This is a genomic window from Longilinea arvoryzae (assembly GCF_001050235.1).
Lineage (GTDB): Bacteria > Chloroflexota > Anaerolineae > Anaerolineales > Anaerolineaceae > Longilinea > Longilinea arvoryzae.
Map to the genome: position 1 here is coordinate 1,196,792 of NZ_DF967972.1, position 23,916 is coordinate 1,220,707.

Here is a 23,916-nt window from a genome sequence, read left to right on the forward strand (position 1 = left end):
AGTTTGGCATACAATCAAGACTTGATATCGACCCTGTGAGGATGAGAACCCATGCCGGATGGAAACCTGAACTCGACTCCAAGACTCGCCCGCGGATATGCGGTGGCTTTTGTCAGCGCCCTAATCCTGTCCACCACAGGCATCTTGATCGGCTACCTGACCCGTACCTATGGCCTGCCAGCGCTGGTGTTGGCCTTCTGGCGCGACCTGTTTGTAATGCTCAGCCTGCTGCCGGTGCTGGGAATTGTTCGCCCGGGCCTGCTGCGCGTCGAACGCCGCCACCTGGCCTTCCTGGCAGGTTATGGTCTGGCGCTTTCGCTGTTCAACGCGCTCTGGACGCTGTCGGTGGTCTTGAATGGCGCGGCGGTGGCGACTGTGTTGGTGTACTGTTCATCAGCGTTCACGGCGCTGCTGGGCTGGCGCTTGCTGCACGAGCGCCTGGATTGGGCGCGCGGACTGGCGGTGGCGGTCAGTCTGGGCGGCTGCGTGCTGGTGGCCGGGGCCTACGACCCGGCGGTTTGGCGCAGCAACCTGCCGGCCATCCTGACCGGCATTGTCTCCGGACTGTTGTACGCGATCTACTCCCTGATGGGACGGACGGCCTCCCAGCGGGGTTTGAATTCGTGGACCACGCTGCTGTATACCTTTGGTTTTGCGTCTGCATTTCTGTTGATCTATAACTTCTTACCCTTCAAACTGCCCGGCGCGGCCACAGTTCCGGCCGAAATGCTGTGGCTAGGAGACGCCTGGAAAGGCTGGGGCATGCTGCTGCTGCTGGCAGCCGGACCAACGCTGGTGGGTTTTGGCCTGTACAACGTCAGCCTGAGCTACCTGCCCTCCAGCCTGGCCAATCTGATCGTCACCCTCGAGCCGGCCTTTACCGTCGTGCTGGCCTATGGCTTGCTCGGCGAGCGCCTGACGACCGTACAATTGGGCGGCAGCCTGCTCATCCTGAGCGCGGTGGTGCTGCTGCGCATCTATGAGGGGCGTCTGGAATCCCGATCTCGCAGCGCCAGGACGGGTCTCAAAGAGGCCATCAGCCCCTGACCCACGAAATACTAGACCAGCCCGGTGGGTGATTTCTGATAAAATGAGAGGACTTTGCAGTCTTCTCATTCTTGCTAATTCCATCAAACTCTGTGACCTCTGTGGCTTCTTCTCCTTTTTCTCCTCGCCTGGATATCCGCCGTTTCTACGAAGGCTTCGCCGCGCCGGTAACGGAGCTCGACTGCGGCCAGAAATGCGCGCCATACAATGCCAGCGGCAAACCCTTCTGTTGCGATATCTGCCACGCTGTTCCGGTGGCTTTCCGGCAGGAGTGGGACTATCTGCGACCGCGCACCGACCTGTGGCACGCATGGCGCGGCGACGAGTGCGCCTGCGAGCCGGTCGACCCGCTAACCCTGCAAGAGCAGACTCCCGAGCACCTGACCCTGCTGGCTTGCCTGGGTCCGGAACACTGCCAGCGCGAATTTCGCGCATCGAGCTGCCGCGAGTTCCCATTTTTTCCTTATATCACCGCCGATGACCGCTTCATCGGGCTGGCTTACGAGTGGGAGTTCGAGGAGAAATGCTGGGTGATCTCCAATCTGGGATGCGTCACATCGGCTTATCGAGCCGAGTTTATCCGCACTTATGATGTGCTTTTTGAGAAGTGGCCGGACGAGTACGAGAGTTACTACGCCACCTCGGAAGAGATGCGCGCCTTTTTTGCTGAAAAACGCCGCCGCATTCCTATCCTGCACCGCAACGGCGGCTTCTACCTGCTCTCCCCTGGCAGCGAGCGCCTGACGCGCGTCGATCCGAGCGCTTACCGGCGTTTTGGGGTTTATAAAGAGGAATTCACCACGGAGACACGGAGGACACGGAGAAGAGAGATATAAAGAGAGAGGAGAAAAATGGGAAATTAGTTCGATTTTTGGCTATTATCTTACCCATTTTCAGGCTTGGCCCAGGTATTCTACCGTTTGCTCAAAGGTTTTTCTTCTCCATAATTCATTCTTCTCCGTGTTCTCCGTGTCTCCGTGGTGATCGATTCCTCGGTTCGATTTTGAGGTGATTATGATTAGCCGTTTCCAGAAGATCTATCACGAATTTCCGCGCAAGTTCTGGCTGGTGGTGCTGGTGGGTTTCGTCGATCGCGTGGGCGGGACGCTGTTGTTCCCCTTCCTGTCGCTCTATATCACCGGGCATTTCAATGTCGGGATGACGCAGGCCGGCCTGGTGCTGGGAATCTTTTCGATCTCCAGTCTGGCCGGCAATGTTGTCGGCGGCGCGTTGGCCGACCACTTTGGCCGGCGCAAGTTGATTTTATTTGGGTTGGTGTTCAGCGCGCTCAGCACGCTGTCGCTGGGGCTGGTGAATCAATTCAGCGTGCTCGTGCTGCTGGCGGTTGTCATCGGGCTGCTTTCGGACGTGGCTGGCCCGGCTCACCAGGCCATGATCGCTGATATCCTGCCGGAACATAAACGCCAGGAAGGTTTTGGTATCCTGCGCGTCGTCGCTAACCTGGCCTGGATCATCGGGCCCACCATCGGCGGTTTTATTGCGGATCGTAATTTCTTCCTACTGTTCGTGATCGACGTGGTCATCAGCCTGATCGTGGCGGTGATGTTCTATTTCCTCATCGCCGAGACCAAGCCCGAACCCAAAGCGGGCGAACCGCGCGAGAGCATGCTGGCCACCTTCAAGGGCTACGGCGCGGTGCTGCGGGATGGGGCCTACATGGCCTTCCTGCTGGCGGGCATCTTGATGGGGCTGGTCTACCAGCAGATGTATAACTCGCTATCAGTCTACCTGCGGGACGTGCATGGCATCCAACCCCAGGGATACGGCTTTCTGATGACAGCGAGCGCCATTACGGTGATCCTGTTCCAGTTTTGGGTCACGCGCAAGATCAAATCGAAGGCTCCTTTCTTGCTGATGGCATTTGGGACGCTGTTTTACATGCTCGGCTTTAGCATGTTTGGTTTTGTTACGGCTTACTGGCTTTTCGTGTCGGCAGTCGTGATCATTACCATGGGTGAGATGATTATCATGCCGTCCATGCAGGCCCTGGCCGCCAATTTCGCGCCGGCTGAGATGCGCGGGCGCTACATGGCGGTTTTCAGCCTGATGTGGACGCTGCCTGCCACCATTGGCCCTGGCGCGGCGGGCGTCATCCTGGATAACTACAACCCCAACCTGCTGTGGTATGTCGGCGGCGGGCTGTGCGCTGTTTCGGCGCTGGGTTTTTACTTTCTGCACCTCCGCCTGGGCAGCCAGGCGCGCTTCGCGCCCACAGTCGTCGAAGCCGGCGCGGATGATTGAGCCGAAATGGCCACCGCACAGCCGGCTGGAGGAACTTGACCGATCAAGTTATAATTCGCTTCACGAAAGACCTGAATTGTGCTGGAGGTCCGTGCCATGATCTTTGTCGATAATGAAGAAAATTACAAACCTTACGTCAATCTCGCCCTGGAGGAATATCTGCTGCGCAATTTCCCCGGCGAGGATGATATCCTGTTGTTTTACATCAACGAGCACGCCATCATCATTGGCAAGCACCAGAACACGCTGGAAGAGATCAATCAGGAGTACGTTCAGGCGCACGACATTCACATCACGCGCCGGCTGTCTGGCGGGGGCGCGGTCTACCACGACCTGGGTAACCTGAACTTCAGCTTCATCACTCAAAACAAACCCGAAAATGTGCAAAACTTCGTCAAATTCACCCAGCCCGTCGTGGAGGCCTTGAAAGAGATGGGCGTCCCGGCCGAATCCGGCGGGCGCAACGACATTCTGGTCGACGGGCGCAAGGTTTCCGGCAACGCGCAGTATATCTCGCGCACGCGCATGGTCAGCCACGGCACCCTGCTGTTGAACACCGATTTAAGCGTGCTGTCACATGCATTGAACCCCAAACCCACCAAGTTCGAAAGTAAGGGCATCAAATCGGTGCGCAGCCGGGTGGCCAACATCCGCGAATTTCTCAGCGCTGATATGGACATCCTGGATTTCCGGCAGCGCATTCTGCAGCATATTCTGCGCGCCGAGGACGGCATTCCGCAGTATCACCTGACCGCCGCGGACTGGGAGGCCGTCCACAAGCTTTCGGTCGAACGTTACCAGACCTGGGACTGGAATTACGGCCAGTCGCCCAAGTTCAATGTGCAGCGCGTGCAGCGTTTCAGCAGCGGCGAGATCGATGCGCGCATCGAGGTGGAAAAGGGTCTCATTCACAACATCCGCTTTTACGGCGATTTCTTCTCCGGGCGCGAACTGAACGAATTGGAAAGCGCCTTGATGGGTTTACGCTATCAGGAGGCCGAGGTCGGCGCTAAGATTGCCGGTCTGCCGATCGGGGAATATTTCTTTGGGGTGACCCCGGAGGAGTTACTGACATTCCTGTTTCATGCCTGAAGAACGTGGTTCGTGAAGCGAGACGCGTGAAGTGATTCTGAATTTGAAACAGTGAAGTAAAAAATCTCGAAGGATTTTACAATCTTCGAGATTTTTATATTTTCCCCTGCATTCCTGGGCAAATAAGAAAATTGTCCCGCCTTTTAAGTCTGATAACAGAAGGGGGTAAACACGTGCGGGGCTTAATTGTTTTCAAGAAAATCATTTTTGGGGTCCGGAATCAAATTTCAAATGCGGGCATATCTCTATTGCTCGAAAATACGGAGCCCCTATGAAGGACTCTATTTTGTGAAGTGAAATTCAAGAAACAGGTTTGCCTTGAATGATTCAACCCCGATCTGAAAGCGCGTGCAACTTTTCCTGTGCGGTCGCGTATAGATTACTGCGATGATCAACGTTTTATTCGCTTTGGCAGGCATGCTGAGACTGTTCGTAGGGTCTTGAATCACCTCCCGGTCGGGTCTCAAGGTATTCACTTCACGCCCTGGAAACGCATCAGGCGGGACAAGGAAATCCCGATTGGATCGTCGTATCGGCTACCGATACGCCCAAAACGGTCAAGACTCCTGAATCTCGAGGGTATCTGTTTTTCCCCCACGCAAATCGGGAGAAATAGATCAAAGTCATTATTCAATCATGAAAAGGGAAATTGCTATGAATTCAAGTGCCAATATCCAATCTTCTCTATCGGGAAGAGCGCCTAGAAACGAAACAAAAATACTTGCTTTATTTTTGGTCCTTACTTTCGGCCTAACTTGGGGTCTTGCTACGCTCTTCCTCCTGTTCCCAGACCAAATCAACGCCGTCTTTGGTGAAGTCAGCTTCAGCCACCCGCTGATCCTTCTCGCGATCTACGCCCCCGGCATTGCCGGTGTGTTTACGATCTGGCGATATTTTGGACTGAAGGGGCTGGGCAGCTTCTTTCACCGTCTGACGTTGTGGCGCGCGCCTCGTCTGTGGTGGCTGTTCCTCGTCCTGGGGATTCCCGCCGTGGTTTTTGCCGGTGCTGCGATCAAGGGTACCATCCGTGACCCATTCCCATTCTCACCCTGGTATCAAGTGCTGCCAGCGCTCGCACTCGCCTTGTTCCTCGGCCCCCTCGAAGAGTTTGGCTGGCGGGGGTTAGCTCTACCCTTCCTGCAGCGAAAATTCTCTCCCTTCTGGGCTGGCTTGATCCTGGGTGGAATTTGGGCCTTCTGGCACATCCCTGCATTTCTGATCAGCGGGATGCCACAGACCACCTGGTCAGCAGGGCCTTACTTCCTGGGTATCATTGCCATTTCGGTTATCTTGACTCCGCTGTTCAATTCTTCACGCGGCAGCCTGCTGATTGCCATCCTGTACCACTTCCAAATGATGAACCCCATCTGGCCTGATGCCCAACCCTGGGACAACCTTTTGTGGATCGCGGCTGCTGTACTCATCGTCTGGCTGAATCGGCGAACGATGTTCAAACGAGGGCTTGGGGTAACGGACGTGTTGATGCCAAATGATCCTGGCCGACTTTCAGCGTAAAGAGAGCATCCGTTCTTGTTCGATTGGCCGCGCCGCCTGGAACGCTTTCAAAAATACCGCCCCTCAAGAATGTTTTTGAGGGGCGGATTGTTACTGGCTCTTCCGGTTTCCGGTTGGCGTGCTAGACAGGGTCAGTAATATCGCCACTTTATCGGATTGCTGTAATCAGTGGTCTGCTCTCCCATTTATTTTTCTTCTCCATGTCCACCAACACTCCACCGGGTGGCCTGTCTCAATGCTGATCCTTCTTTCTTTTACCGGTGGGATAAACGGCTGGCCAGGCGGTTGCCCAGCGCCTGAATGCCCTGCACCAGCACGATCAGGAGCACGACGGTCACGATCATGACCGTGGTCTCGAAGCGTTGGTAACCGTAGCGGATGGCCAGGTCGCCCAGGCCGCCGCCGCCGATGGCTCCGGCCATGGCCGAGTAACCGATCAGGCTGATGATGGTCAGCGCCACACCCAAAACCAGCGAAGGCAAGGCCTCGGGAATGAGCACCTTGAGGATGATTTGCCAGGGCGAGCAGCCCATGGCCTGGGCCGCCTCCACCAGGCCGCGGTCCACTTCGCGCAGCGCGCTTTCAGCCACGCGCGCAAAGAAGGGAATGGCAGCCAGCGAGAGCGGTACGATGGCTGCGGTTGCGCCGATGGAAGTGCCTACCAGCAGGCGGGTAAGGGGGATGACCACGACCAGTAAGATAATAAAGGGCAGCGAACGGGCTGCATTGATCATCGCGCCCAGAACCAAATTCAACGGTGTATTGGGAGTGAGCCCCTGGCGGTCGGTTGTGACCATCAGCACGCCCAGCGGCAGCCCCAGCGCCACGGTGAAAAGTGTGGCCACGCCCACCATGTAAAGCGTGTCCAGCGTGCCCGTCCAGAGATTGGGAAGCCAGATCGACCAGTCCATCAGTTCATCTCCACGTTCAAACCCAGACTCCGCAAGTAGACCAGGGCAGCGTCCACCTGGGCGCCGGCGAGTTTCACCTGCAGCCGGCCGATGCGCTGGCCGCCAATCGTCTGGATGCTGCCGCCCAGAATGTTGACATCCACATCGAACTTGCGCACCAGGCTGGCCAGCACCGGCTGACCGGCGGCATCGCCCACAAAGGTGATGGTGACGTTCCTGCCGCCATTTGCGTCCAGGGGCGCTTCGATGGGCGGAAAGATGGCCTGCGAAAGCAGCGTGCCGGGACGCGCCACCAGATTCACCACGGAACCCTGCTCGATGATCTTTCCGTCGGAAATGACGGCCACCTGATCACAAATCTGGCGCACCACATTCATCTCGTGCGTGATGAGCAGGATGGTCAGGCCCAGGCGGCGGTTGAGATCGCGCAGCAGTTCGAGGATGGCGCTGGTGTTCTGCGGGTCAAGCGCCGAGGTGGCTTCATCGCACAGCAGCACGTCGGGTTGGGTGGCCAGCGCGCGGGCGATGCCGACGCGCTGCTTCTGTCCGCCGGAAAGCTGCGCGGAGTAGGCGTTCGCCTTGTCGCTCAGCCCGACCAGGGCCAGCAGTTCGCGCACGCGTTCGGCTCGTTGGACCGGATCGACGCCGGTGATTTCCAAGGGAAAGGCCACGTTGCCGGCCACCGTGCGCGAGCTGAGCAGGTTGAAATGCTGAAAGATCATGCCGATGCGCTGGCGGGCCAGGCGCAGTTCGGCCGGCGTGAGCGCGGTGAGTTCCTGCCCGTTGACGCGGATGCTGCCCAAAGTGGGCCGTTCCAGCAGGTTGACGCAGCGAATCAGCGTGCTCTTGCCGGCGCCGCTGGGCCCCACCACACCGAAGATTTCGCCTTTGGCCACATGCAGCGTCACGCCCTGCAGGGCTTCCACCGCCTGCTCGCCGCTGGTATAAGTCTTATAGACGTCTTGAATATCGATCATGGAAGAACTTTCTAGCCACAGAGATCACAGAGGACTCAGAGTAGGAAGAGAGGAAGAGGGTCAAAGAGCGCAGGACGTCGGGTGGAGGGGCAATCATCGATGTTTCCGGGCATTATGCTCTCATGGAAGGTTTTTCACAGCCCCTCCACCCGACCTACATAGAATCTCTATTCTCTCTCCACTAAATTTCTTCTCCGTGTCCTCCGTGTCTCCGTGGTTGATTCCTCTTATTAAAACGCGGGGATGACCGCGCCCTCGTATTTGTCTTCGATGAACTTCTTGACCTCGGGCGAGGTCAGCAGTTGGGCCAGTTTCAGGATACCCGGATCGCTCTCGTGCCCCTTGAGAACCGTGAGAACGTTGGCGTACGGATTATCCTGGCCGCTTTCCAGCGCCAGCGCCTGGCTGGCGGGCTTGAGGCCGGCTTCGATGGCGAAGTTCCCGTTGATCACCGCGATGCTGACATCGTCCAATGCGCGCACCAGTTGGGCCGCTTCCAGTTCCTTGATGTCCAGGTGCTTGGGATTCTCAACGATATCCTGCACGGTGGCCGCGTAGCCCACGCCGTCCTTCAACTTGAGCAGGCCGTTGGCCTCCAGCAGCTTCAGCGCGCGCCCGCCGTTGGTGGCGTCATTGGGGATGGCCACCACGGCCCCATCCGGAAGATCGCTCAGAGACTGGATCTTGTTCGAATAGATGCCCAGGGGTTCGATGTGCACGGCGACCACGGCGACCAGGTCGAGGTTATGCTGCTTGCCGAAATCCTCCATGTAGGGCACATGCTGGAAGAAGTTGGCGTCGATGGTCCCATCGGCCAGCGCCAGGTTGGGCTGAACGTAATCGGTGAACTCGACCAGTTTCAAATCCAGGCCGGCTTTGGCGGCCAGATTTTCCTGGACGAACTTGAGGATGTCGCCGTGCGGGACGGGGGAGACGCCGATGGTCAGGTGAATGGGCGCGCTGGTCGGTGAAACAGTCCCATCGTTGGCGGTCGGGGCAGCCGTTGCGGTATTGGTTTCGGCTGCGGCGGGAGCCGTCGTTGCAGTCGGCGCAGCAGACGGGCTGCAGGCGGTCAGCAGGAGCGCTGAAAGCGTAAGGACCAGGATGAAGATCGAAAGGGTCCGTAAAGGACGCTGTGTGGACGATTGGTTCGAGGATTTCATTTTTCTCTCCAGTAAAAGGTTACTCTGTCGGTAAAAGGGGATAATAAAACGCCGCCAGGATGCTGGCGGCGCTGCGGTCTATGGAAACGCAAGTCGTGTGTTCGGCCCACCAGGCATCCTCGAAATTCAGGAAGAAGCGATGGGCTCGTTTGTTACCGGTCAGACACGCTCACACAGGGCCGGCGACGAAACCCATCGCCTGCGCATCAACCATGCATGCATGTTCGTGTAAGCGGAAGTCTGGACAATCAACATGGCCCCGATAATACCTGCCTTTCGGGGACGTGTCAAGGGATCAAAAGTCGCAAATCTCCAAATTGCAAGGCCGGCTCAACCGGCTTGGACGGCAAGAGCATGCGCGCAGTAATATTCCATGGCGGCGCGCAGGTATTCGGCCAGGCCGGGGCGGATCTTTTCGTAGAAGGCGCGGAACTCGGGATGGTCGGTGTAGAGCTGGGCCAACCCGCCGTAGACTTCAGCCGGAGCCGGGTAGAATTTCTCGATCCAGGCATGATGGCGCGCCACCAGCGTCTGGACTTCGGCATCGCCGGGATCGCGATCCATTAACTCGGAGATGGCCAGGGTCACAGCGCCCATCTCGCCCTTTACGCTCTCCCATTTCTCCGCGCCCCAACCGCGAATGCGATCTTCGCTGGATTTGACGGTCTCTTCGCCGTAGGCCTGGGCGGCTTCGCGGCGGTAGCGCTTGGCCTGTTCGGGGGCAAAGCCTTTATATAGTTCTTCGTCTTTCATGATTTCGGTTCCCTTCGTGGACTGTGCCAGGGTTTTATCGATGGTTTCAATCAGGCGCTCCAGACGGGCGGCCTTCTCCCGCAGCTTTTCGCGGTGATCGCGCAGCGCGCGGACCGGGTCGAAATCCGGCCGGTCGAGCAGGGCCTGGATTTCAGCCAGCGGCACATCCAGTTCGCGGTAGAAAAGGATCTGCTGCAGGCGCAGAAGGTCGACATGCCGGTAGATGCGGTAACCGGCGGGAGAGCGCTGCTCGGGTTTCAACAGGCCGATCTGGTCGTAGTGATGCAGCGTCCGGACGCTGATGCCGGCCAGGTTGGCGAGCTGTCGGATGGTATAGGTATCTGCGCGCATTTTCATGATGGGGTTAGTTTACACGATAACGTTACGTCAGAGTCAAGGGAAGAAGAGAATGCGGAAAAGGAAAAACCCCTGAAGACGGGGCAGTGTCTTCAGGGGCCAAAGTGTCATTTCAGATCCGGCGGAGCCGATAACGGCGCTCTAAATGAAGATAATCTGTGCGCCTTCGGTCATATCCATGAAGTCGCCGGCGGTGACGATATCCTCGACGCCGTCCACGAAATCTTCCTTCTTCAAGTCGAACATATCCACCGACATCTTGCAGGCATACAGGTGCGCGCCGGCATCGACCAGCATCTGCAGGTATTCGTCCACCGGCGGGACGTTGATTTTGGCCATTTTCTTCTTCATGAACCAGGAGGTGAAGGCGGTCATGCCCGGGATGATGCTCAGCAGGTTCGGAATGCCGAGCGTTCCGGTGGGCAGGCCCATCATGCGCATCTTCATGCTGGTTTTCGAGATTGGGGACATTTCCAGGTGTTTCTGGCGGTCCTTGGTGATGATATCCATGCCCCAGAAGGTGAAGAAGATGGTCACATCGATGCCGTTGCCAAGCGCGGCCCAGCCCATCACCAGCGCCGGGTAGGCCATGTCCAGATCACCCTTGGAACAAATAAACGCGACCTTGCGATTTTCAGTTTCCATAGATTGATGCTCCAATTCGGATATAAAGGATTAGACACAGCCTTCGGGTTTGCCCAGGCCGGCGATCTTGGCGACCTTCTTGGCCGGGCCCTTGGGGAAGAGCGCGAACAGGTCCTTGGTGGAAATGCCCGTGCCGTTGGTGATCTGGCGCAGGGTGGGCGATTTGCCGGTCGCCAGACCGGTCTGGCGGCAGAAATCGATGATCTTCCAATGTTCGGGTGTCAGCGTGTCGATGCCTTCCTGTTTGGCCAGGACTTCGGCGATTTCACGCGTCCACTGATTGGGGTCGGTCATATAGCCTTCGGCGTTGAACTTGATAGCAGCAAGTAATTCAGACATGGTTACTACCTCCTTGATGGTTATAAAAAGGTCTGATTAAGCGAGTGAGCGGTCTTTACCGGCAATCGAGAATTTGCTCGGCAGGGGGACGTCGATCCCCTTCATCATCAGGTCCCAGTACATGTAATAGAAGCCCAACTTCCCGAGGTGGTTCAAACCCGATTCGCGCAGCAGGGTCATGGGGCCCACCCCTGGCACGGGGTATTTGCCCGGCAGCGGTTGGACGTCGTAGCTGAAGTCGATCAGGAAGGCTTTGCTGAAGCCGGTTTCGACGAAGCAAATGGCGTGGCCATCGAATTCGGCGTGCAGGGGCTTGCCCTGGATGGCCGCCAGCAGGTTTTCGACCACGGTCTCCATCTGGAAGTGGATGACCGACCCGGCTTTGGAGGCGGGGATGTTGGCTGCGTCGCCCATGGCAAAGATGTTTTCGAAGCGGTCGGACTGCAGGGTGTGCTTGTTGGTGGGCACGTAATTCAGGTCGTCGCCCAGGCCTGAGCGCTGGATCATCTTGGCGCCCATGTTGACCGGCACGGTCACCAGCAGATCGTAGGGGATCTCGCGTTCGTCGTACGAGCGGATGAGGTTGGCGCCGGAATCGACTTCCATGATATTGAATTCCGGTTCGACGTGGATGCCCTTCTTGGTCAGCATGTCGCCCAGCGCGGCCGCGGCCACCGGTTTGGTGAAGGCGCCCGGCAGCGGGGTGGCGTAAACCAGCTCGGTTTTGTTGCGAATGCCGCGCTGCTTGAGATACCAATCCGCCAGGAAGATGAATTCCAGCGGCGCAACCGGGCATTTGATGGGCATTTCGCTGATGTGCATCACCAGACGCCCGCCGTTGAAGTTCTTGAGCGCTTTGGAGAGCGCCACCGCGCCGTCGTAGGTGTAGAAATCGAAGATGTTCTGGCGCCAGCCGCCGCCCAGCAGGCCTTCGGTCTGTTCGGGGGCGATATCGGTGCCGGTGGCGATGACCAGGAAGTCGTAGTTAATGACGCGCCCGCCGGCCAGGGTCACACGGTTTTCCTGGGGTTGGATCTGTTCGACGTCCGCCAGGACGAATTCGACATTGCGCGGCAGGTAGTTCTTCTTGGGGCGCACCACCGCTTCGGGCTTGTAAATGCCGAATGGGATAAACAGGAACCCGGGTTGGTAGTAATGCTGCTGGTCCTTGTCGACCACGATCACTTTCCAATCTCGCGAGTCGAGTTTGTTGACCATCTTGCGGGCGATCATCGTACCGGCGGTGCCGGCGCCCAAAATCAGGAGTGTTTTCATATCCTCACCTCAGTTAAAGACCTTTTCATGAGTTCTGATGAACCATGAAACGTACGAAAGCCACGAAAGAAGAGCATCCTGTTTCTCGGATATCTATTCATAAAGGCAATCTTCATTTCAAATCATCTTGTTTTCGTGTGTTTCGTGTCATTCGTGGTCACCCATCTTTCTCAACTCTCCAGTTGGGAAATTTCGGCGATGTTCTTCAAACGTTGCATCAGGCCGGAGCGCTCGTTGAGGATGGCCTGGATGGCGGCGCTGGCCTGCTGCGGCCAGGCGCGCATGTGGGCTTTATTGGCTGAAGCGGGCAGCTCAGCCGCCGCTTCGCGGAGTTCGGCCAGACGGATATCGTTGTCCGCCGCCAGGGTCACCGGGTCGGCGCCGGGAGCGGGCTGGAAAGGCCCGGCCAGGAACCAGCCGATGCGTTCGCTGTTGTCGAGGATGGGCGCGCGGCTGTATTGCAGACCGGCGTGGCAGGTGAGCATTTCGCCTTCACCGGCCACGCTGAACTGCTGCCAGGATTGGCCGCAGGCGGTCCGTCCCTGGGGTGTGGATTGGACCAGCGCGCAGAAGCTGCACGGCGTGCTGGGTTCGGTCAGCGGCTTGCCCTGGTTGTCGATCACCAGCGCGCCGACCTGGCCGATGGCCGAGAAGAGGGATTGGATGGTCTGCACGCAGTGGGTGGGGAAGGCGCGCACCGGCGTGTCGGCAGTTGGGCCGGGGGCGCCACTCAACAGGCGCTCGACCTCGCTGGAGGGGAAGCGCCACTGCTGCCCGATCTTGACGCCCTTGAGGCGCCCGTCGTTGAGCATTCGGTAGACCGTGATGCGGTCGACCTTGAGAAGATCCTGAACCTGGCGGGTGGTGAGTAAGTTAGTCATAGTTGTTATAAGTTGATATAACGTTTTATACGTTGATATAATAACGGCGCACAGGAAAAATGACAATAGTGACAAATGTCACATATTGGAGGAAAGAAGCCTTGATAAAAAATCGGTATTCGGTATTCATGAAGAGTGAAGAGTGATGAGGAATGATGGGGAATGCTCGAAAGCAGAGATCGATTTGTTGATCGGCGATCTTGTTGGCCTCGACCGTGCCCAGTTCGTCCCCCTTCCCCGCAGGCTTTTTAAAATAGTTCGGATCTTCATCGTTATAATGAAACGTAAATAAATTCTTTTCCGTTTCTTTACCTGTTTTCTGTCAGATTTTTCTTTTTTTTGCGTTTACTCCATTGAAAACCAGCCTCGTTTTGAAAGCATGGAGGAACATGTATTGAAAGATGCCAGCTTTTTTCAAGGCTTGACGCAATGGATGCACGGTAAGGAGCAAGAATCCCCCCTGCTCAATCCCGAAGCGTTCAGCGACCTGTACGAGCGCGATTACCTTTCGGTCTACCGCTATCTCTACGGGTTGCATGGGGGACCGGCGGAAGATATCGAAGACCTGACCGCCGAGACTTTCATGCGCGCCTGGAAGGCGCGCCGAACTTTCCGGGGCGAACCGGACGGCTCCGTCACCGGCTGGCTGCTGCGCATCGCGCGCCGCCTGGTGATCGACGGCTACCGCCGCGGGCGGGCACGCATCCAGACAGCCGAAGACCCGCCGGACGACCTGCCGCAGTTAGGAACGCCGCCGGAAAACCTGGTGTTGATGGGCGAACAAACCGCCACACTCTGGAAGTTGTTGCGCTGTTTACCCGGCAAACAACGGGAAATGTTGGCGCTGCGTTACCTGCTCGACTGGCGCATCGGCCAGATCGGGGAATACCTGGGAATGCCGGAAAACACGGTTTCGGTCGGCATTCACCGCGCCCTGGCGCGATTGCAGCAGGAATGGCCGGATGGCAAGGAGTAAGCTGATGTCTGATCTGCCGATCAAGAAAATCAAAATCGAAGAAATCGAAGAGCTGCTTCGTTCGATCCGTCCCCAGCCGGGTGAACGATATCACCAGTGCATGAGGCGGGCCCCATGGGCGTCAAACACCGGGGAGTATCGAAGCGCCTGGATGAAAAAACAGCGATTCGCCTTCGTTGCAGCCGTTATGCTGCTGTCCGTCATCCTGCTGGCGACCCCGGCCGGGAAGGTGCTGGCGGACGCGTTGATGCAGTTCTTCACCCGCGCACAGGGCAATACCCTGCCTGTGCCCACCGACCAGATCGCCCCGCCCGCGCCGACCCGCACCCCGGCGCCCACCCACGCGCTGGCGCTGCACCCGGCGGGTGAGATCGTTACGCCAACGCCGACGATTACGCCGACGCTCCATTCACAGGCCGGCGTCATGCAGGATATGACGCTGTTGGAAGCCGAGGCCGCAATCGGGTTCGACCTGTACGAACCGCTGGAGCTGCCGCGCGACTACCGCCTGATCCGTATTCAGTACGATTCGCAGCAACAGGCCGTGACCTTGCTGTACGCCTCTCCCAAAGCCGCGACCGGCGAGTTCTTTTCGATCACCCAGGGGAAGCATCTGCCTCCATTCGAGGTGGGCGCCGACGCAGCGGTCGAAACGATTTCGATAGGCGCTACCAGCGCCGAGTTTGTCCGGGGAATGTGGTTTACCCCGGCCGGATCCGACCAGGCTTACTGGGAAGATCGTTCTGAAATCTACACGCTCCGCTGGCAAATGGAAGATGTCACCATCGATATTCAATTCGTGTTGAACGAGTCCTTCTCCCCGGCTTATCTCGAGCGCGACGAAATGCTGGCGGTGGCGCGTAGTCTGAGACAGTGCAAAACCGGCGAAGCGTGCCCGGTGAAAAACGCCGCCACACCCACCCCCGGGATGGGTTGGGAGCAGGCCTTTACTGACGTCGCCGGGTTGGAAACAGCCACCGGCTACGATGTACTGGAGCCCGCCGTGTTGCCCGAGGGCCTGTCCTTCAGTCACGCGCGCTTCGAACCATCCTCGCGCAGCGTCATGCTCTTCTACGGCAGTTTCGGCGCCGATCTGATCCGTTCCAACGGCCCGGTGCTGATCGTCTACCAGCGCCCGCTGACCGGGGAAGTAACCCCAAACGCTGCGGCGTCCGATACCGGCTACCCGGCGGAAGCCATTCAAATCGTCGAGGTCAATGGCTACCCTGGCACGATCTATCGTGGAAGCCTTTCCACCGGTTTGTATGTGGAGGGCCAGCCGACTTCCACGCCGGCCTGGACGGACGAATATGGCGAGATCAGCCTGGACTGGACGACAGAAGACTGGATGTTCTCCCTGCGGTTTTCCGGTTCGAGCGGCGCCCGGCTGACGCAGGAAGATCTGATTGCGATCGCCGAAAGCCTGCGCTGATTTTCGCTTGGATTTCGATCCTGGGGGGCGCGAGATCTCTCGCGCCCCTTTTGCCTATCTTTTTCCGATCTCAAAGGATAATAAATATAGAGGATCCTCTCATTGAGAAATTCAGAATACCTTTCCTGAGGCATTCAAGCCATGGCTCATACTGACCCACCGGCTCCGGATGGTCCGGAACTGGCCTTTGACCTACCCGCTATCGCTCGTCTGAAGCAAGGGAATATCGATGGATTGGAAGCGCTCGTCCAGCGCTATCAAGTCGAAGCGGTCCACGCCGCCCTACTGATCGTGCGCGATCCGGCGTTGGCCCAGGACATCGCCCAGGAGGCGTTCCTTCAGGCCTACCGGAAGATCGACCAGTTCAATGAACGGCGGCCGTTCCGGCCCTGGTTGATGCGGATCGTGATCAACGCCGCGCTCAAGGCCGCCCGGCGCCGGCAACGCTTCTCGGCGTTGGAAGAGTCCGGGGACGGGCGCCGGGCAGCCGAATGGCTGATCGATCCGGCGCTCGGCCCGGAGTCGCTGGCTGAGACGGCCGAAACGCGCGAGAGGATCTGGCAGGCGCTGGGGCGCCTGGCGCCCTCGCAGCGCGCGGCAGTGGTGCTGCGTTACTTCCTGGATGAAACCGAAAGCGAAATGGTGCGCGATTTGAACCGGCCGCTCACGACCGTCAAATGGTGGCTGTACAGCGCCCGGCAGCGGTTGCGGACCCTGCTGCAGCCGAAGGATGGGGAAAAGACCGAACAACAAGAGGTCGACCATGAATGAAAGTCAAATCCGATCCATTCTCAGGGATCTTTCCGAGCATAAGGCGCCCGGCGCAGCGATCGACCTGTGGCCGGCCCTCCAATCCCGACTTCAGACGGGTGAATTCGCAGAAACGAGAGGAACTCGAATGAACACTCGTCGAAAATTCAGCCTGCGGCTGGCAGCCGCGATCGCACTGGTTGTGCTTCTGTTCGCAGCATTTTTCGCCCTCACACCGCAGGGGCGGGCGCTGGCGCAGGAAGCGCTGCAGTTCTTTACCCGCGCGGAAAGCGACCAGTTACCCCTCCAGGATTGGCAATTGACGCCGGCGCCCACTCCTGGCACATCAACCCCTGACCCGGCCTCTATCCTCGACGCAACCGCGAGTGTCCAGGAAGTGGAGCAAATTGCGGGTTTCGATGTGCTGGTGCCGTCCTGGATTCCGGATTCACTTCAGTTCGTCGGCGCAACACTCGAGGAAGACAAGTCCATTGTGCGCATCTTCTACCAGTACGTTGAAACGAATACGAATGGCCTGGCGCTTCGCCAGCAACCCATCCCGGTGTCAGAAGACTGTGAACTGTGCGAGATGGTCGGCGCCAGCGCGGAGGTGCAGACAGTTTCGATCCTGGGCAACGCTGGGGAATACGTCGAGGGGGTCTGGAAGCTGACCGACCAGGGACCCATCTGGGAATCGGACCCTTACATGAAAACATTGCGCTGGCAGGCCAATGGCATGGCGTTCGAGCTGGGTTTCATGGGGCCGCCCGACGGGCTCAGCCTGGAAGATTTGATCGAAATCGCGGAGAGCCTGCAATAGCGCCCGCCGCGGGAGAAAAATCAGGCGCAGCTTCGGCTGCGCCTTTTTTTAGTTTCACTCTCCGCGGATGACGACGCCGTTGTGCATCACCAGCCGGACGTTTTGCAGCGCAGTGAGGTCTTCGCTCGGGTCGCCGCTCACGGCCAGCAGGTCGGCGATTTTCCCGGCTTCGATGGTGCCCAATTGATTCTCCAACCCGCAGGCGACGGCGCCGTTGCGCGTGGCTGAGACGATCACCTGCATCGGCGACAGGCCGGCCTCCTGCATGCGCTGCAGCTCGGTGACCGGCAGCCCCAGGTCGAACGCACCCGGGTAGCCGCCGTAATCGGTGCCCAGCGCCACCTGCCCGCCGGCTGCGACGAAGCGGCGTGTGTTTTCGATGGCGCTGGGCAGTGTGCCCTGACCGACCCTGTCCCACAGTTCGAGGGTGGGGATCCACATCACGCCCTGTTCGACCGCCTGCGCGATGACGGCGTCGTCCAGTGGGTCCATCGGCATGTGAGCAATCTCATCCACGCCGGCGTCCAGGCAGGTTTGGGCGTACTTTGCCCAGGTGATGTGGGCGCTGGTGCGCACGCCGCGTTGGTGCCCGGCCTCCACGATGGCCTGCGCCTGATCCAGCGGCAGCAGTGGCCAACGGGTGCTGGGCGGGCGGTAATCCTCGAAGGCGATCTTCACCAGGTCGGCGCCCAGGTCGAGCGCTGCGTTGACCTTTTCGACCGCGTCCTGCGTCGAGGATACCGTCAGTTCGCCGTAACCCTGCGGCGGCGAAATAATCGGCGTCGAGGCCACCAGGCGGGCCAACTCCGGCCGGGCGTTGATCGCGGCCTTATGCGCGTAGTTGGCTTCCATGCTGGCCGTGCTGCCGCTGTTGCCCATGTCACGCACGGTGGTCACGCCGGCCTGCGCCCAGGCGGCCAGCTTTTCTTCGTCGAAGCCGGTATGCACGTGCGCGTTGATCAGCCCTGGCAGCAGCGTTGCGCCCTGCAGGTCGATCACGGTCGCTCCGGCGGGGATATTCACATGATCTGCCGGCCCGGCCGCCAGGATGCGGTCAGCGCTCACCAACACCACGGCATCTTCCAGGGGCGCCGCGCCCGTGCCATCGATCAGCCTGGCATGGATCAGCGCTGTCACCGGTTCGGCCGGGGCGGACGGTTGTGGCGCGCAGGAGGAAAACAGGATGGACAGGATGCAGAGGATAAGAAGAAAAAGGGTTGTTTTATGTCTCATCGGTTTGGCATTCGAGAAGATGTTTTCAGGTTGATATCGTGAAAATGAAATCCAATTTGATTATAGAGACAGATCATGGCAGGATTTACTCGAAAGGTGGCCAGTCTTTTACAACCGGTCTGGTAAACGCCCGCATCCATTCACCGAGCCTTTCGCCTGGATCAACGAAAATTGCCCCGCAAAAATCCGGGGCAATTTGAATTGAAATCTGAATTGTTTGGATCGTCATCCAGGGACTATTTCGTCAATCCGGCCTCCCGCAGGCGGTTGTAAAAGGATATTTCATCCGCCGGACTCATATTGGCGAGGTTGTAATTGCGGACGACAGCCTGCAGCGGCGCCAACGCCTGTGCGATGAGCGCGGTGTCGCCGGATTTAGCGGGCGTACGGACGGGCTTTTTCGGCTGGGGGCGGTTCACGTGGTAACCGATATTCTCGAGCGTTTGCTCGACCGCCCGCGAAGGCCAGATGCCGGCCCGACTCATCTCCTTCCGGAGGGTTCTGGCGTCCGCTGCCGTCAGGTTGAACGGGTCGTATTTGAACAGAATCTCGGCCAGTTTTAATCGCTCATCTTGCGTGAGGGCCGGAACGGTAAATTGAGGCTGAATTCGCGATGCTGAAGGCTGATTACCCGATATTGAACTGAACATAAGGAAGACCTTTTTGTCTGCAGGGATGGTTAATATCGAACAAGACACATCTTAATCCCGGGTGATTAAGAAGTTGTTAATTTTTAGTATAATTTGCATTAACAGGTGAATAAAGGATCGGGTTCTCTTCGAACCCATGTCCGGACTTAACGATCGAAATTATTTCTGAAATCACACACAGGACCCGTTCGGTTCTGTGTGTGTCAATTTCAGGTCAACTTGACGGCCCTGGTGGCCATGAACTGCGGCATGAATTTGTTAATCGGGTCGTCCGGAAAGACATCCTCATACAGGTCCACCAGCGCCAGGCCGGCGGCCATCTGCCCGGCCAGAAAATCGGTGAAAGTGTGGCTGAATTCGAGCGGATCGTCCGGGCCCAACCGCGCGGCGCGTTCCTGAGGCGTAAGGCTGCCCAGGTCGGAATAGGGCAGCGCGAAGCGCAGGAACCAGAGGCCGTCTTTTTCATCGAGACAGTAGGTGTGCGGCTGATTGAAGCCCATCAACAGCGCGCCGCCCGCTCGCAGCACGCGGGCGCACTCGCGCCACACCGGCAGCACGTCCTCGACGAAACAGGTGGAGACCGGGTTGATGATCAAATCGAACGAACCGTCGGCGAAGGCGGACAGGTCGGCCATGTCGCCCTGCACCGTGCGCAGGATCAGGCCGTCGCGCTCGGCCACCAGGCGGTCCTGAGCCAACTGGCGCGGGGAGTTATCGAAGACGGTCACATTGGCGCCGGCCGCGGCCAGGATGGGTCCCTGCTGCCCGCCGCCGGAGGCCAGGCACAGCACGTCGTGGCCGGTCAGGGGTGAAGGGAACCACCCGGCGGGCACGGGCTTGGTGGGCGTGAGAACGATTTGCCAGTTCCCCCGGCGGGCGGCCTGAACCTGCTCGCTGGTTACGGGGATGGTCCACATATTCTGTTTTTCGACCTGTTTATCCCAGGCCGAGCGGTTGTATGAGACGGTATCCATGCGATGATTATATCAAGCGCGGACAAGTTTCCCTGCCCGCGCTTGAACGGAAACGGTGGTTACTTGTGCACAATCACACTGCCGCCGCCGATGGCCTGCTGCGAGCCGTTGTCATAGACGATTTGCTCGCCGCCGCTGCCATCCAGCGTCCAGATCTTGATGCGGAAGGTGTCCGGGGCGCTATCCTCGGCGCTGATCATAAAGAAGTATTCCCCTTCGCTGTCGATCGTTCCGACGCCCTTGAACTGGGCTTTGCTGCCGGCCACCACCAGCCAATCATAGCTGCTGCTCTTGAAGTTCAACCCGGCTGCGTGGAACTGGAACTCGGTGTTGCCTTCCGGCACGGTCGCGCCCTTCTTGTATCTGGAGACGAAACCGAAGGTGGCCTTGCCGCTCAGACCGGGATCCGCCAGATAGGCGCCGGCCGGCGAATCGATCCATCCGCCGCCGGAGACGAAGCCGCCGTTCGGATCGTAGATGACCACGTATTCGAAGAAGCTCTCGGCCGACCCGCCGTCCTTGTCCGTGACGGTCAGGCCGACCCGGTAGACGCCGGGCGTGGTGTAGGTGTGGCTGTCAGCCACGGAACCGCTGCCGTCGGTTTCGGTCACCGTTCCCGCGGCGGTCGTCCCGTCGCCCCAATCCCATACCGCAGTATGCGTATCCAGCACGCCGGGATCCGTGAAGTCGGCGCTGGCATCCACCGGCTGGTTGACCTGGACCGGATCGAGCGGCGCGCTGATCTCGCCGAGGGTGGGCGCCACGTTCAAGACTTGCACGCTGGCGCTCGATATCGCGTAAGCCCCGTCCGACTCGGTTACCCGCACGGCCACCGGGTAATCGAAGGTTCCGTCCACCGCCTGGAAGGTCACATTCTGGCCGGGCGTCTCGAACACACCGTCGTTATCCAGGTCCCAGGCGAAGCTGACCGTCCCGCCGTTGGGGTCCGCCCCCGTGGCGCTCAGCGCGACACTCTGGCCTTCATCGCCTGTGTACGGACCACCGGCATCCGCGGTGGGCGTCGTCAGTGTCAAATCGATCAGTACCGGATCGTGGTCGCCAATGCGGAATTCATCCGGCGCATACAGCGAGACGATCTGCCCGGGGGACTTGAAGTTGGTGTTGTAATCCAGCACCGAGGGCTCGTCGGCGTCGATGTGCCATTCGGCTACCCCACTGATTTGTCCGGCCAAACTGGTATTGGCCAGGGCGTGATCGAGGTAACCCCACTGGCCGTCGAAGACGTATGAGTAGGCGTCCGGGCCGATGAACTGGTAAATCAGGTTGGTGTAGCCGGCGTTCTGCAAGGCGACGATCGGGTCTTCCATGGCATACGAGTTCAGGTCGCCGATGATGAGGGCATCCGTATCGCCCGTGCCGGTCGGATCGCCCGCCAGCCAGGCCGCCTGCAGGTTGGCGGCGTTGGTGCGCACGCTGTTGCAGTTGCCCTGCCCGTCGCCCAGATCGGGCGCGTCGCAGGCGCTGCCCTTGCTTTTTAGATGATTGACGCTGACCACAAAGCGCGCCCCGGTGCCGACCTCTTCGAAGGCCTGGGCCAGCGCCGGGCGGTTGCGGTCGGCCGAATCGCCGCCGGTGACAAACGCCGGCGTGTTCAGGGCGGCCGTAACGCCGACCGGCGTGACGCGCTCGGGTTTGTAGAGCAGCCCGACCTTGATGGCGTCCACGCCCAACGCGTTGATCTGGCCGGTGAGCGTGTCCACGTCGATGAAGGCATAGACGTCCGGACCGGCGACGGTGTTGAGCTTGTTCACTAAATCCTGGATGGCGCTATCCGAACCGTAGCCGTCATTTTCCATCTCGATGACGCCGATCACGTCGGCCTGCGTGCCGAGGATGGCGGCCACCGTCTTCGGCCACTGGCGGTCGAATTCGACCAGATCATCCGCGCCGCGGCAGTCGGTCGGCCCGCCGCCCACACCCAGCGTACATGCTCCGACGCCGAAGGTATTGAAATAGTTGAGCAGGTTCATGCCCACCACGCGCAACCGCCCAGTGAGGGCTGGCGCGCCGGCGGGGCGTTCGTTGGCCGGCTGGAAGTCGATGTACCCGTCCAGGGCGTTCAATGGGCGGACGCGGTAGGCGTTGGGGCTGGCGGAGTTGCCGCCCCAGGTGTAGGTCATCACGCCCACAATGCCCGTGGCCGTATCACCGCCGCGCAGCGTGTTGGAGGCCGAAAGCGGCATTCCACCCCGCCCGAAAAGGATCGGATCGGGATTCTGATTCTGGGTCGAATCATCGATCAGAATCTGGTTCAGATTGTTGGCGGTTTGCAGGGCCAACGCCGGCGCGCCCGGAGAAACGACGTTGGTGGGCTGCTGCAGGCGCGCGCCCGAGGAGAGCAGCACCTCGCCGAAGCGCCCCAACTGGTAATGCTCGGTGACAAACAACGTCTGCTGCAGGCGCACCAGCATGCCCTCGGCACTTTCAGCCGCAGTGGCCGAGGCGAAGGGCAGGGTCACATCCAGCGGCGCAACCGAGCCAACTCCGCAGTTGACGATCGAGGTTACACTGCCGATTTCCGTCTGGTCCTGGTATTCCTCGGCGGTGCCGGTCACGCGCACCACATCGCCCAGGGAAACACTGTCGTTGTTGCCGTTGAACACGAAAATGCCGTCCGAGGTCAGCAAATTACCGTCGCCGGCGGCATCCTGCAGGTAGAAGCCGCGCAGCGCCGGGCTGGGACCTTCGAAATCGCCCACCACCACGCCCTGGGTGGTGACCGTCCCGGGAATGGGGGTGGTCAGGCCACTGCCCTGGATGGTATAGATGGGTGTGTAGCCCAGCAGACAGGTGCTGCCGGTCGAGAAACCGATGCTGAACGAGACGGTCATCGTATCCGGCGGATCGTTGCTGTCCTGATCGCTGACCAGATCCTTGTTCACCGTCAACGTGCAGGCTTCTCCGGCCACAAAGTCAGCGCCGGGATCCAGCGTAAATGTGACCGGACCGCCGCTGACGCTCGCGGTATGACTGCCGCTCAGGGTGCAGGTCAGGTTGAACCAGGCGCCGCTGACGTTGACCGCCTCGCTGAAGTTGATGGTTACGTTGCTGTCGTAGGGCACGAAGGCCGCGCCGTCCGCCGGGACGGTGCTGACGACCTGCGGAGCCGCGTCCGGCGGAAGCGTGTTGCGCGGGTTGGGCGCGCCTGAAATGAAGTCCGCCGAGTTGTTATCCGTGTCCTGCGCGCCGTCCAGCTTGCGCAGAACGGCGGTTGAGTTGGTGGTTGCCGGCGCCGGGCCGGAACCTTCATAGAAGTTCGCCCCGTCCCAGCCCACGAGGTCGACAAGGGTCGCCAGCGCCGCGGCCGAACAGGGCGTAGTGCTGCCGTTGCATCCCAGCGGGGTGGTGGTGTTGACCAGGGCGACTTTTCCGCCCGTTCCGCTCATGTTGATGGGTGTAGAGTCGGTTATGTTGGGCGTCGGGAGCGGTAATTGGATATTGCTGCCGGCGGCTTCTTGAATCAAGAAGTAGTGGCCGGGATCCAGCGTTCCCGAGAGGGGGGTGAGTAAACCTGTATTTGCGCCAAAATTGCCCGTTCCTGTGGCGCTGGTGTATTGAATGGACCAGCCTGCCAGGGATACGGATGAAGATCCACGGTTGTACAATTCGACAAAATCATTGGTGTAGATTCCGCCGCTGTTTCCGCCGCCGCCGTAAACCTGGCTGATGACAATATTCGCCGGGGCAGCCTGCGCCGCGTGCGGTTGGAACGGATATCCTGTAAACGCAAACGCGGCGGCCAGCACCGCAATCAGGACGATTCGCAGACCTGGTCTGTTTATCATACTCCCTCCTCGTCGGTTTCAGTCTTCGAATGGAAATCGATCCGGTGAGGTTGCAATG

Annotated in this window: 21 protein-coding genes; 9 read left to right on the forward strand and 12 right to left on the reverse strand. The window is 59.2% G+C overall.

Annotated features, from left to right (window positions below):
* Positions 1–51 precede the first annotated feature (51 nt).
* From LARV_RS05380 to LARV_RS05400, 5 genes are all read left to right on the forward strand, one after another.
* A complete protein-coding gene (locus LARV_RS05380; RefSeq protein WP_075072665.1) occupies positions 52–1,047 on the forward strand; it encodes a DMT family transporter in 996 nt (331 codons plus the stop codon).
* Positions 1,048–1,148: 101 nt separating this feature from the next.
* Positions 1,149–1,883: a hypothetical protein gene (locus LARV_RS05385; RefSeq protein ID WP_152031716.1), complete on the forward strand. Its 735-nt coding sequence runs from the start codon at positions 1,149–1,151 to the stop codon at positions 1,881–1,883.
* Positions 1,884–2,061: 178 nt separating this feature from the next.
* On the forward strand, positions 2,062–3,309 hold the full coding sequence (locus LARV_RS05390; RefSeq protein ID WP_075072667.1) for an MDR family MFS transporter: 1,248 nt from the start codon (positions 2,062–2,064) through the stop codon (positions 3,307–3,309).
* A gap of 96 nt (positions 3,310–3,405) precedes the next feature.
* Positions 3,406–4,401 (forward strand): lipoate--protein ligase, encoded by a 996-nt coding sequence (locus LARV_RS05395; protein WP_075072668.1) that lies wholly within the window; start codon positions 3,406–3,408, stop codon positions 4,399–4,401.
* A gap of 654 nt (positions 4,402–5,055) precedes the next feature.
* A complete protein-coding gene (locus tag LARV_RS05400) occupies positions 5,056–5,916 on the forward strand; it encodes a type II CAAX endopeptidase family protein (RefSeq protein WP_075072669.1) in 861 nt (286 codons plus the stop codon).
* A gap of 254 nt (positions 5,917–6,170) precedes the next feature.
* Here the strand turns inward: LARV_RS05400 and LARV_RS05405 are convergent, their stop codons facing one another.
* The 8 genes from LARV_RS05405 to LARV_RS05440 all read right to left on the reverse strand — a co-directional run bounded on the left by LARV_RS05405 (position 6,171) and on the right by LARV_RS05440 (position 13,217).
* Entirely contained in the window at positions 6,171–6,827 is a 657-nt protein-coding gene (locus LARV_RS05405) for a methionine ABC transporter permease (RefSeq protein WP_075072670.1), read from the reverse strand.
* Positions 6,827–7,804 carry a methionine ABC transporter ATP-binding protein gene (locus LARV_RS05410; protein WP_075072671.1) on the reverse strand — a complete coding sequence of 326 codons (978 nt, stop codon included), beginning with the start codon at positions 7,802–7,804 and terminating at the stop codon, positions 6,827–6,829. The genes LARV_RS05405 and LARV_RS05410 overlap by 1 nt, the downstream gene beginning before the upstream one ends.
* A 230-nt stretch (positions 7,805–8,034) precedes the next feature.
* The gene (locus tag LARV_RS05415; RefSeq protein ID WP_083522340.1) at positions 8,035–8,967 is read right to left on the reverse strand and encodes a MetQ/NlpA family ABC transporter substrate-binding protein; all 933 of its coding nucleotides are present in this window, start codon (positions 8,965–8,967) and stop codon (positions 8,035–8,037) included.
* A 330-nt stretch (positions 8,968–9,297) separates the two neighbouring features.
* The gene (locus LARV_RS05420; protein WP_083522341.1) at positions 9,298–10,077 is read right to left on the reverse strand and encodes a MerR family transcriptional regulator; all 780 of its coding nucleotides are present in this window, start codon (positions 10,075–10,077) and stop codon (positions 9,298–9,300) included.
* 141 nt (positions 10,078–10,218) lie between these two features.
* Positions 10,219–10,722, reverse strand: coding sequence for a DsrE/DsrF/DrsH-like family protein (locus tag LARV_RS05425; protein ID WP_075072672.1), 504 nt, complete (start codon positions 10,720–10,722; stop codon positions 10,219–10,221).
* A gap of 30 nt (positions 10,723–10,752) precedes the next feature.
* Positions 10,753–11,061, reverse strand: a complete 309-nt coding sequence (locus LARV_RS05430; protein ID WP_075072673.1) for a TusE/DsrC/DsvC family sulfur relay protein — start codon at positions 11,059–11,061, stop codon at positions 10,753–10,755.
* A 36-nt stretch (positions 11,062–11,097) separates the two neighbouring features.
* Positions 11,098–12,336, reverse strand: coding sequence for a type III sulfide quinone reductase, selenoprotein subtype (gene sqr / locus LARV_RS05435; RefSeq protein WP_075072674.1), 1,239 nt, complete (start codon positions 12,334–12,336; stop codon positions 11,098–11,100).
* Positions 12,337–12,506: 170 nt separating this feature from the next.
* Entirely contained in the window at positions 12,507–13,217 is a 711-nt protein-coding gene (locus LARV_RS05440) for a PocR ligand-binding domain-containing protein (protein WP_075072675.1), read from the reverse strand.
* Between the two features lie 394 nt (positions 13,218–13,611).
* Here LARV_RS05440 and LARV_RS05445 point away from each other — a divergent pair, with 394 nt between their 5' ends.
* The 4 genes from LARV_RS05445 to LARV_RS05460 all read left to right on the forward strand — a co-directional run bounded on the left by LARV_RS05445 (position 13,612) and on the right by LARV_RS05460 (position 17,195).
* The gene (locus tag LARV_RS05445) at positions 13,612–14,193 is read left to right on the forward strand and encodes an RNA polymerase sigma factor (protein WP_075072676.1); all 582 of its coding nucleotides are present in this window, start codon (positions 13,612–13,614) and stop codon (positions 14,191–14,193) included.
* 151 nt (positions 14,194–14,344) lie between these two features.
* Positions 14,345–15,625, forward strand: coding sequence for a hypothetical protein (locus LARV_RS05450; RefSeq protein ID WP_152031717.1), 1,281 nt, complete (start codon positions 14,345–14,347; stop codon positions 15,623–15,625).
* 141 nt (positions 15,626–15,766) lie between these two features.
* Positions 15,767–16,396 carry an RNA polymerase sigma factor gene (locus LARV_RS05455; protein WP_075072678.1) on the forward strand — a complete coding sequence of 210 codons (630 nt, stop codon included), beginning with the start codon at positions 15,767–15,769 and terminating at the stop codon, positions 16,394–16,396.
* Positions 16,389–17,195 carry a hypothetical protein gene (locus LARV_RS05460; protein WP_152031718.1) on the forward strand — a complete coding sequence of 269 codons (807 nt, stop codon included), beginning with the start codon at positions 16,389–16,391 and terminating at the stop codon, positions 17,193–17,195. Before LARV_RS05455 ends, LARV_RS05460 begins: the two co-directional genes overlap by 8 nt.
* A 54-nt stretch (positions 17,196–17,249) precedes the next feature.
* On the opposite strand, the gene LARV_RS05465 is transcribed toward LARV_RS05460, so the two are convergent.
* The 4 genes from LARV_RS05465 to LARV_RS05480 all read right to left on the reverse strand — a co-directional run bounded on the left by LARV_RS05465 (position 17,250) and on the right by LARV_RS05480 (position 23,858).
* Positions 17,250–18,428 (reverse strand): amidohydrolase family protein, encoded by a 1,179-nt coding sequence (locus tag LARV_RS05465; protein WP_075072680.1) that lies wholly within the window; start codon positions 18,426–18,428, stop codon positions 17,250–17,252.
* A gap of 236 nt (positions 18,429–18,664) precedes the next feature.
* Positions 18,665–19,078 (reverse strand): hypothetical protein, encoded by a 414-nt coding sequence (locus LARV_RS05470; RefSeq protein ID WP_075072681.1) that lies wholly within the window; start codon positions 19,076–19,078, stop codon positions 18,665–18,667.
* A 209-nt stretch (positions 19,079–19,287) separates the two neighbouring features.
* Positions 19,288–20,052: a class I SAM-dependent methyltransferase gene (locus tag LARV_RS05475; protein WP_075072682.1), complete on the reverse strand. Its 765-nt coding sequence runs from the start codon at positions 20,050–20,052 to the stop codon at positions 19,288–19,290.
* Positions 20,053–20,111: 59 nt separating this feature from the next.
* Entirely contained in the window at positions 20,112–23,858 is a 3,747-nt protein-coding gene (locus LARV_RS05480; RefSeq protein ID WP_075072683.1) for an ExeM/NucH family extracellular endonuclease, read from the reverse strand.
* Positions 23,859–23,916 lie beyond the last annotated feature (58 nt).

Bases quoted from the DNA above. Each gene is read 5' to 3' on its own strand.
- LARV_RS05390 (WP_075072667.1), top strand. From the start codon at position 2,062: ATGATTAGCCGTTTCCAGAAGATCTATCACGAATTTCCGCGCAAGTTC.
- LARV_RS05475 (WP_075072682.1), bottom strand. From the start codon at position 20,052: ATGGATACCGTCTCATACAACCGCTCGGCCTGGGATAAACAGGTCGAA.
- LARV_RS05455 (WP_075072678.1), top strand. From the start codon at position 15,767: ATGGCTCATACTGACCCACCGGCTCCGGATGGTCCGGAACTGGCCTTT.
- LARV_RS05400 (WP_075072669.1), top strand. From the start codon at position 5,056: ATGAATTCAAGTGCCAATATCCAATCTTCTCTATCGGGAAGAGCGCCT.
- LARV_RS05425 (WP_075072672.1), bottom strand. From the start codon at position 10,722: ATGGAAACTGAAAATCGCAAGGTCGCGTTTATTTGTTCCAAGGGTGAT.
- LARV_RS05405 (WP_075072670.1), bottom strand. From the start codon at position 6,827: ATGGACTGGTCGATCTGGCTTCCCAATCTCTGGACGGGCACGCTGGAC.
- LARV_RS05380 (WP_075072665.1), top strand. From the start codon at position 52: ATGCCGGATGGAAACCTGAACTCGACTCCAAGACTCGCCCGCGGATAT.
- LARV_RS05470 (WP_075072681.1), bottom strand. From the start codon at position 19,078: ATGTTCAGTTCAATATCGGGTAATCAGCCTTCAGCATCGCGAATTCAG.
- LARV_RS05465 (WP_075072680.1), bottom strand. From the start codon at position 18,428: ATGAGACATAAAACAACCCTTTTTCTTCTTATCCTCTGCATCCTGTCC.
- LARV_RS05430 (WP_075072673.1), bottom strand. From the start codon at position 11,061: ATGTCTGAATTACTTGCTGCTATCAAGTTCAACGCCGAAGGCTATATG.
- LARV_RS05450 (WP_152031717.1), top strand. From the start codon at position 14,345: ATGAAAAAACAGCGATTCGCCTTCGTTGCAGCCGTTATGCTGCTGTCC.
- LARV_RS05460 (WP_152031718.1), top strand. From the start codon at position 16,389: ATGAATGAAAGTCAAATCCGATCCATTCTCAGGGATCTTTCCGAGCAT.
- LARV_RS05410 (WP_075072671.1), bottom strand. From the start codon at position 7,804: ATGATCGATATTCAAGACGTCTATAAGACTTATACCAGCGGCGAGCAG.
- LARV_RS05415 (WP_083522340.1), bottom strand. From the start codon at position 8,967: ATGAAATCCTCGAACCAATCGTCCACACAGCGTCCTTTACGGACCCTT.
- sqr (WP_075072674.1), bottom strand. From the start codon at position 12,336: ATGAAAACACTCCTGATTTTGGGCGCCGGCACCGCCGGTACGATGATC.
- LARV_RS05395 (WP_075072668.1), top strand. From the start codon at position 3,406: ATGATCTTTGTCGATAATGAAGAAAATTACAAACCTTACGTCAATCTC.
- LARV_RS05480 (WP_075072683.1), bottom strand. From the start codon at position 23,858: ATGATAAACAGACCAGGTCTGCGAATCGTCCTGATTGCGGTGCTGGCC.
- LARV_RS05440 (WP_075072675.1), bottom strand. From the start codon at position 13,217: ATGACTAACTTACTCACCACCCGCCAGGTTCAGGATCTTCTCAAGGTC.
- LARV_RS05420 (WP_083522341.1), bottom strand. From the start codon at position 10,077: ATGAAAATGCGCGCAGATACCTATACCATCCGACAGCTCGCCAACCTG.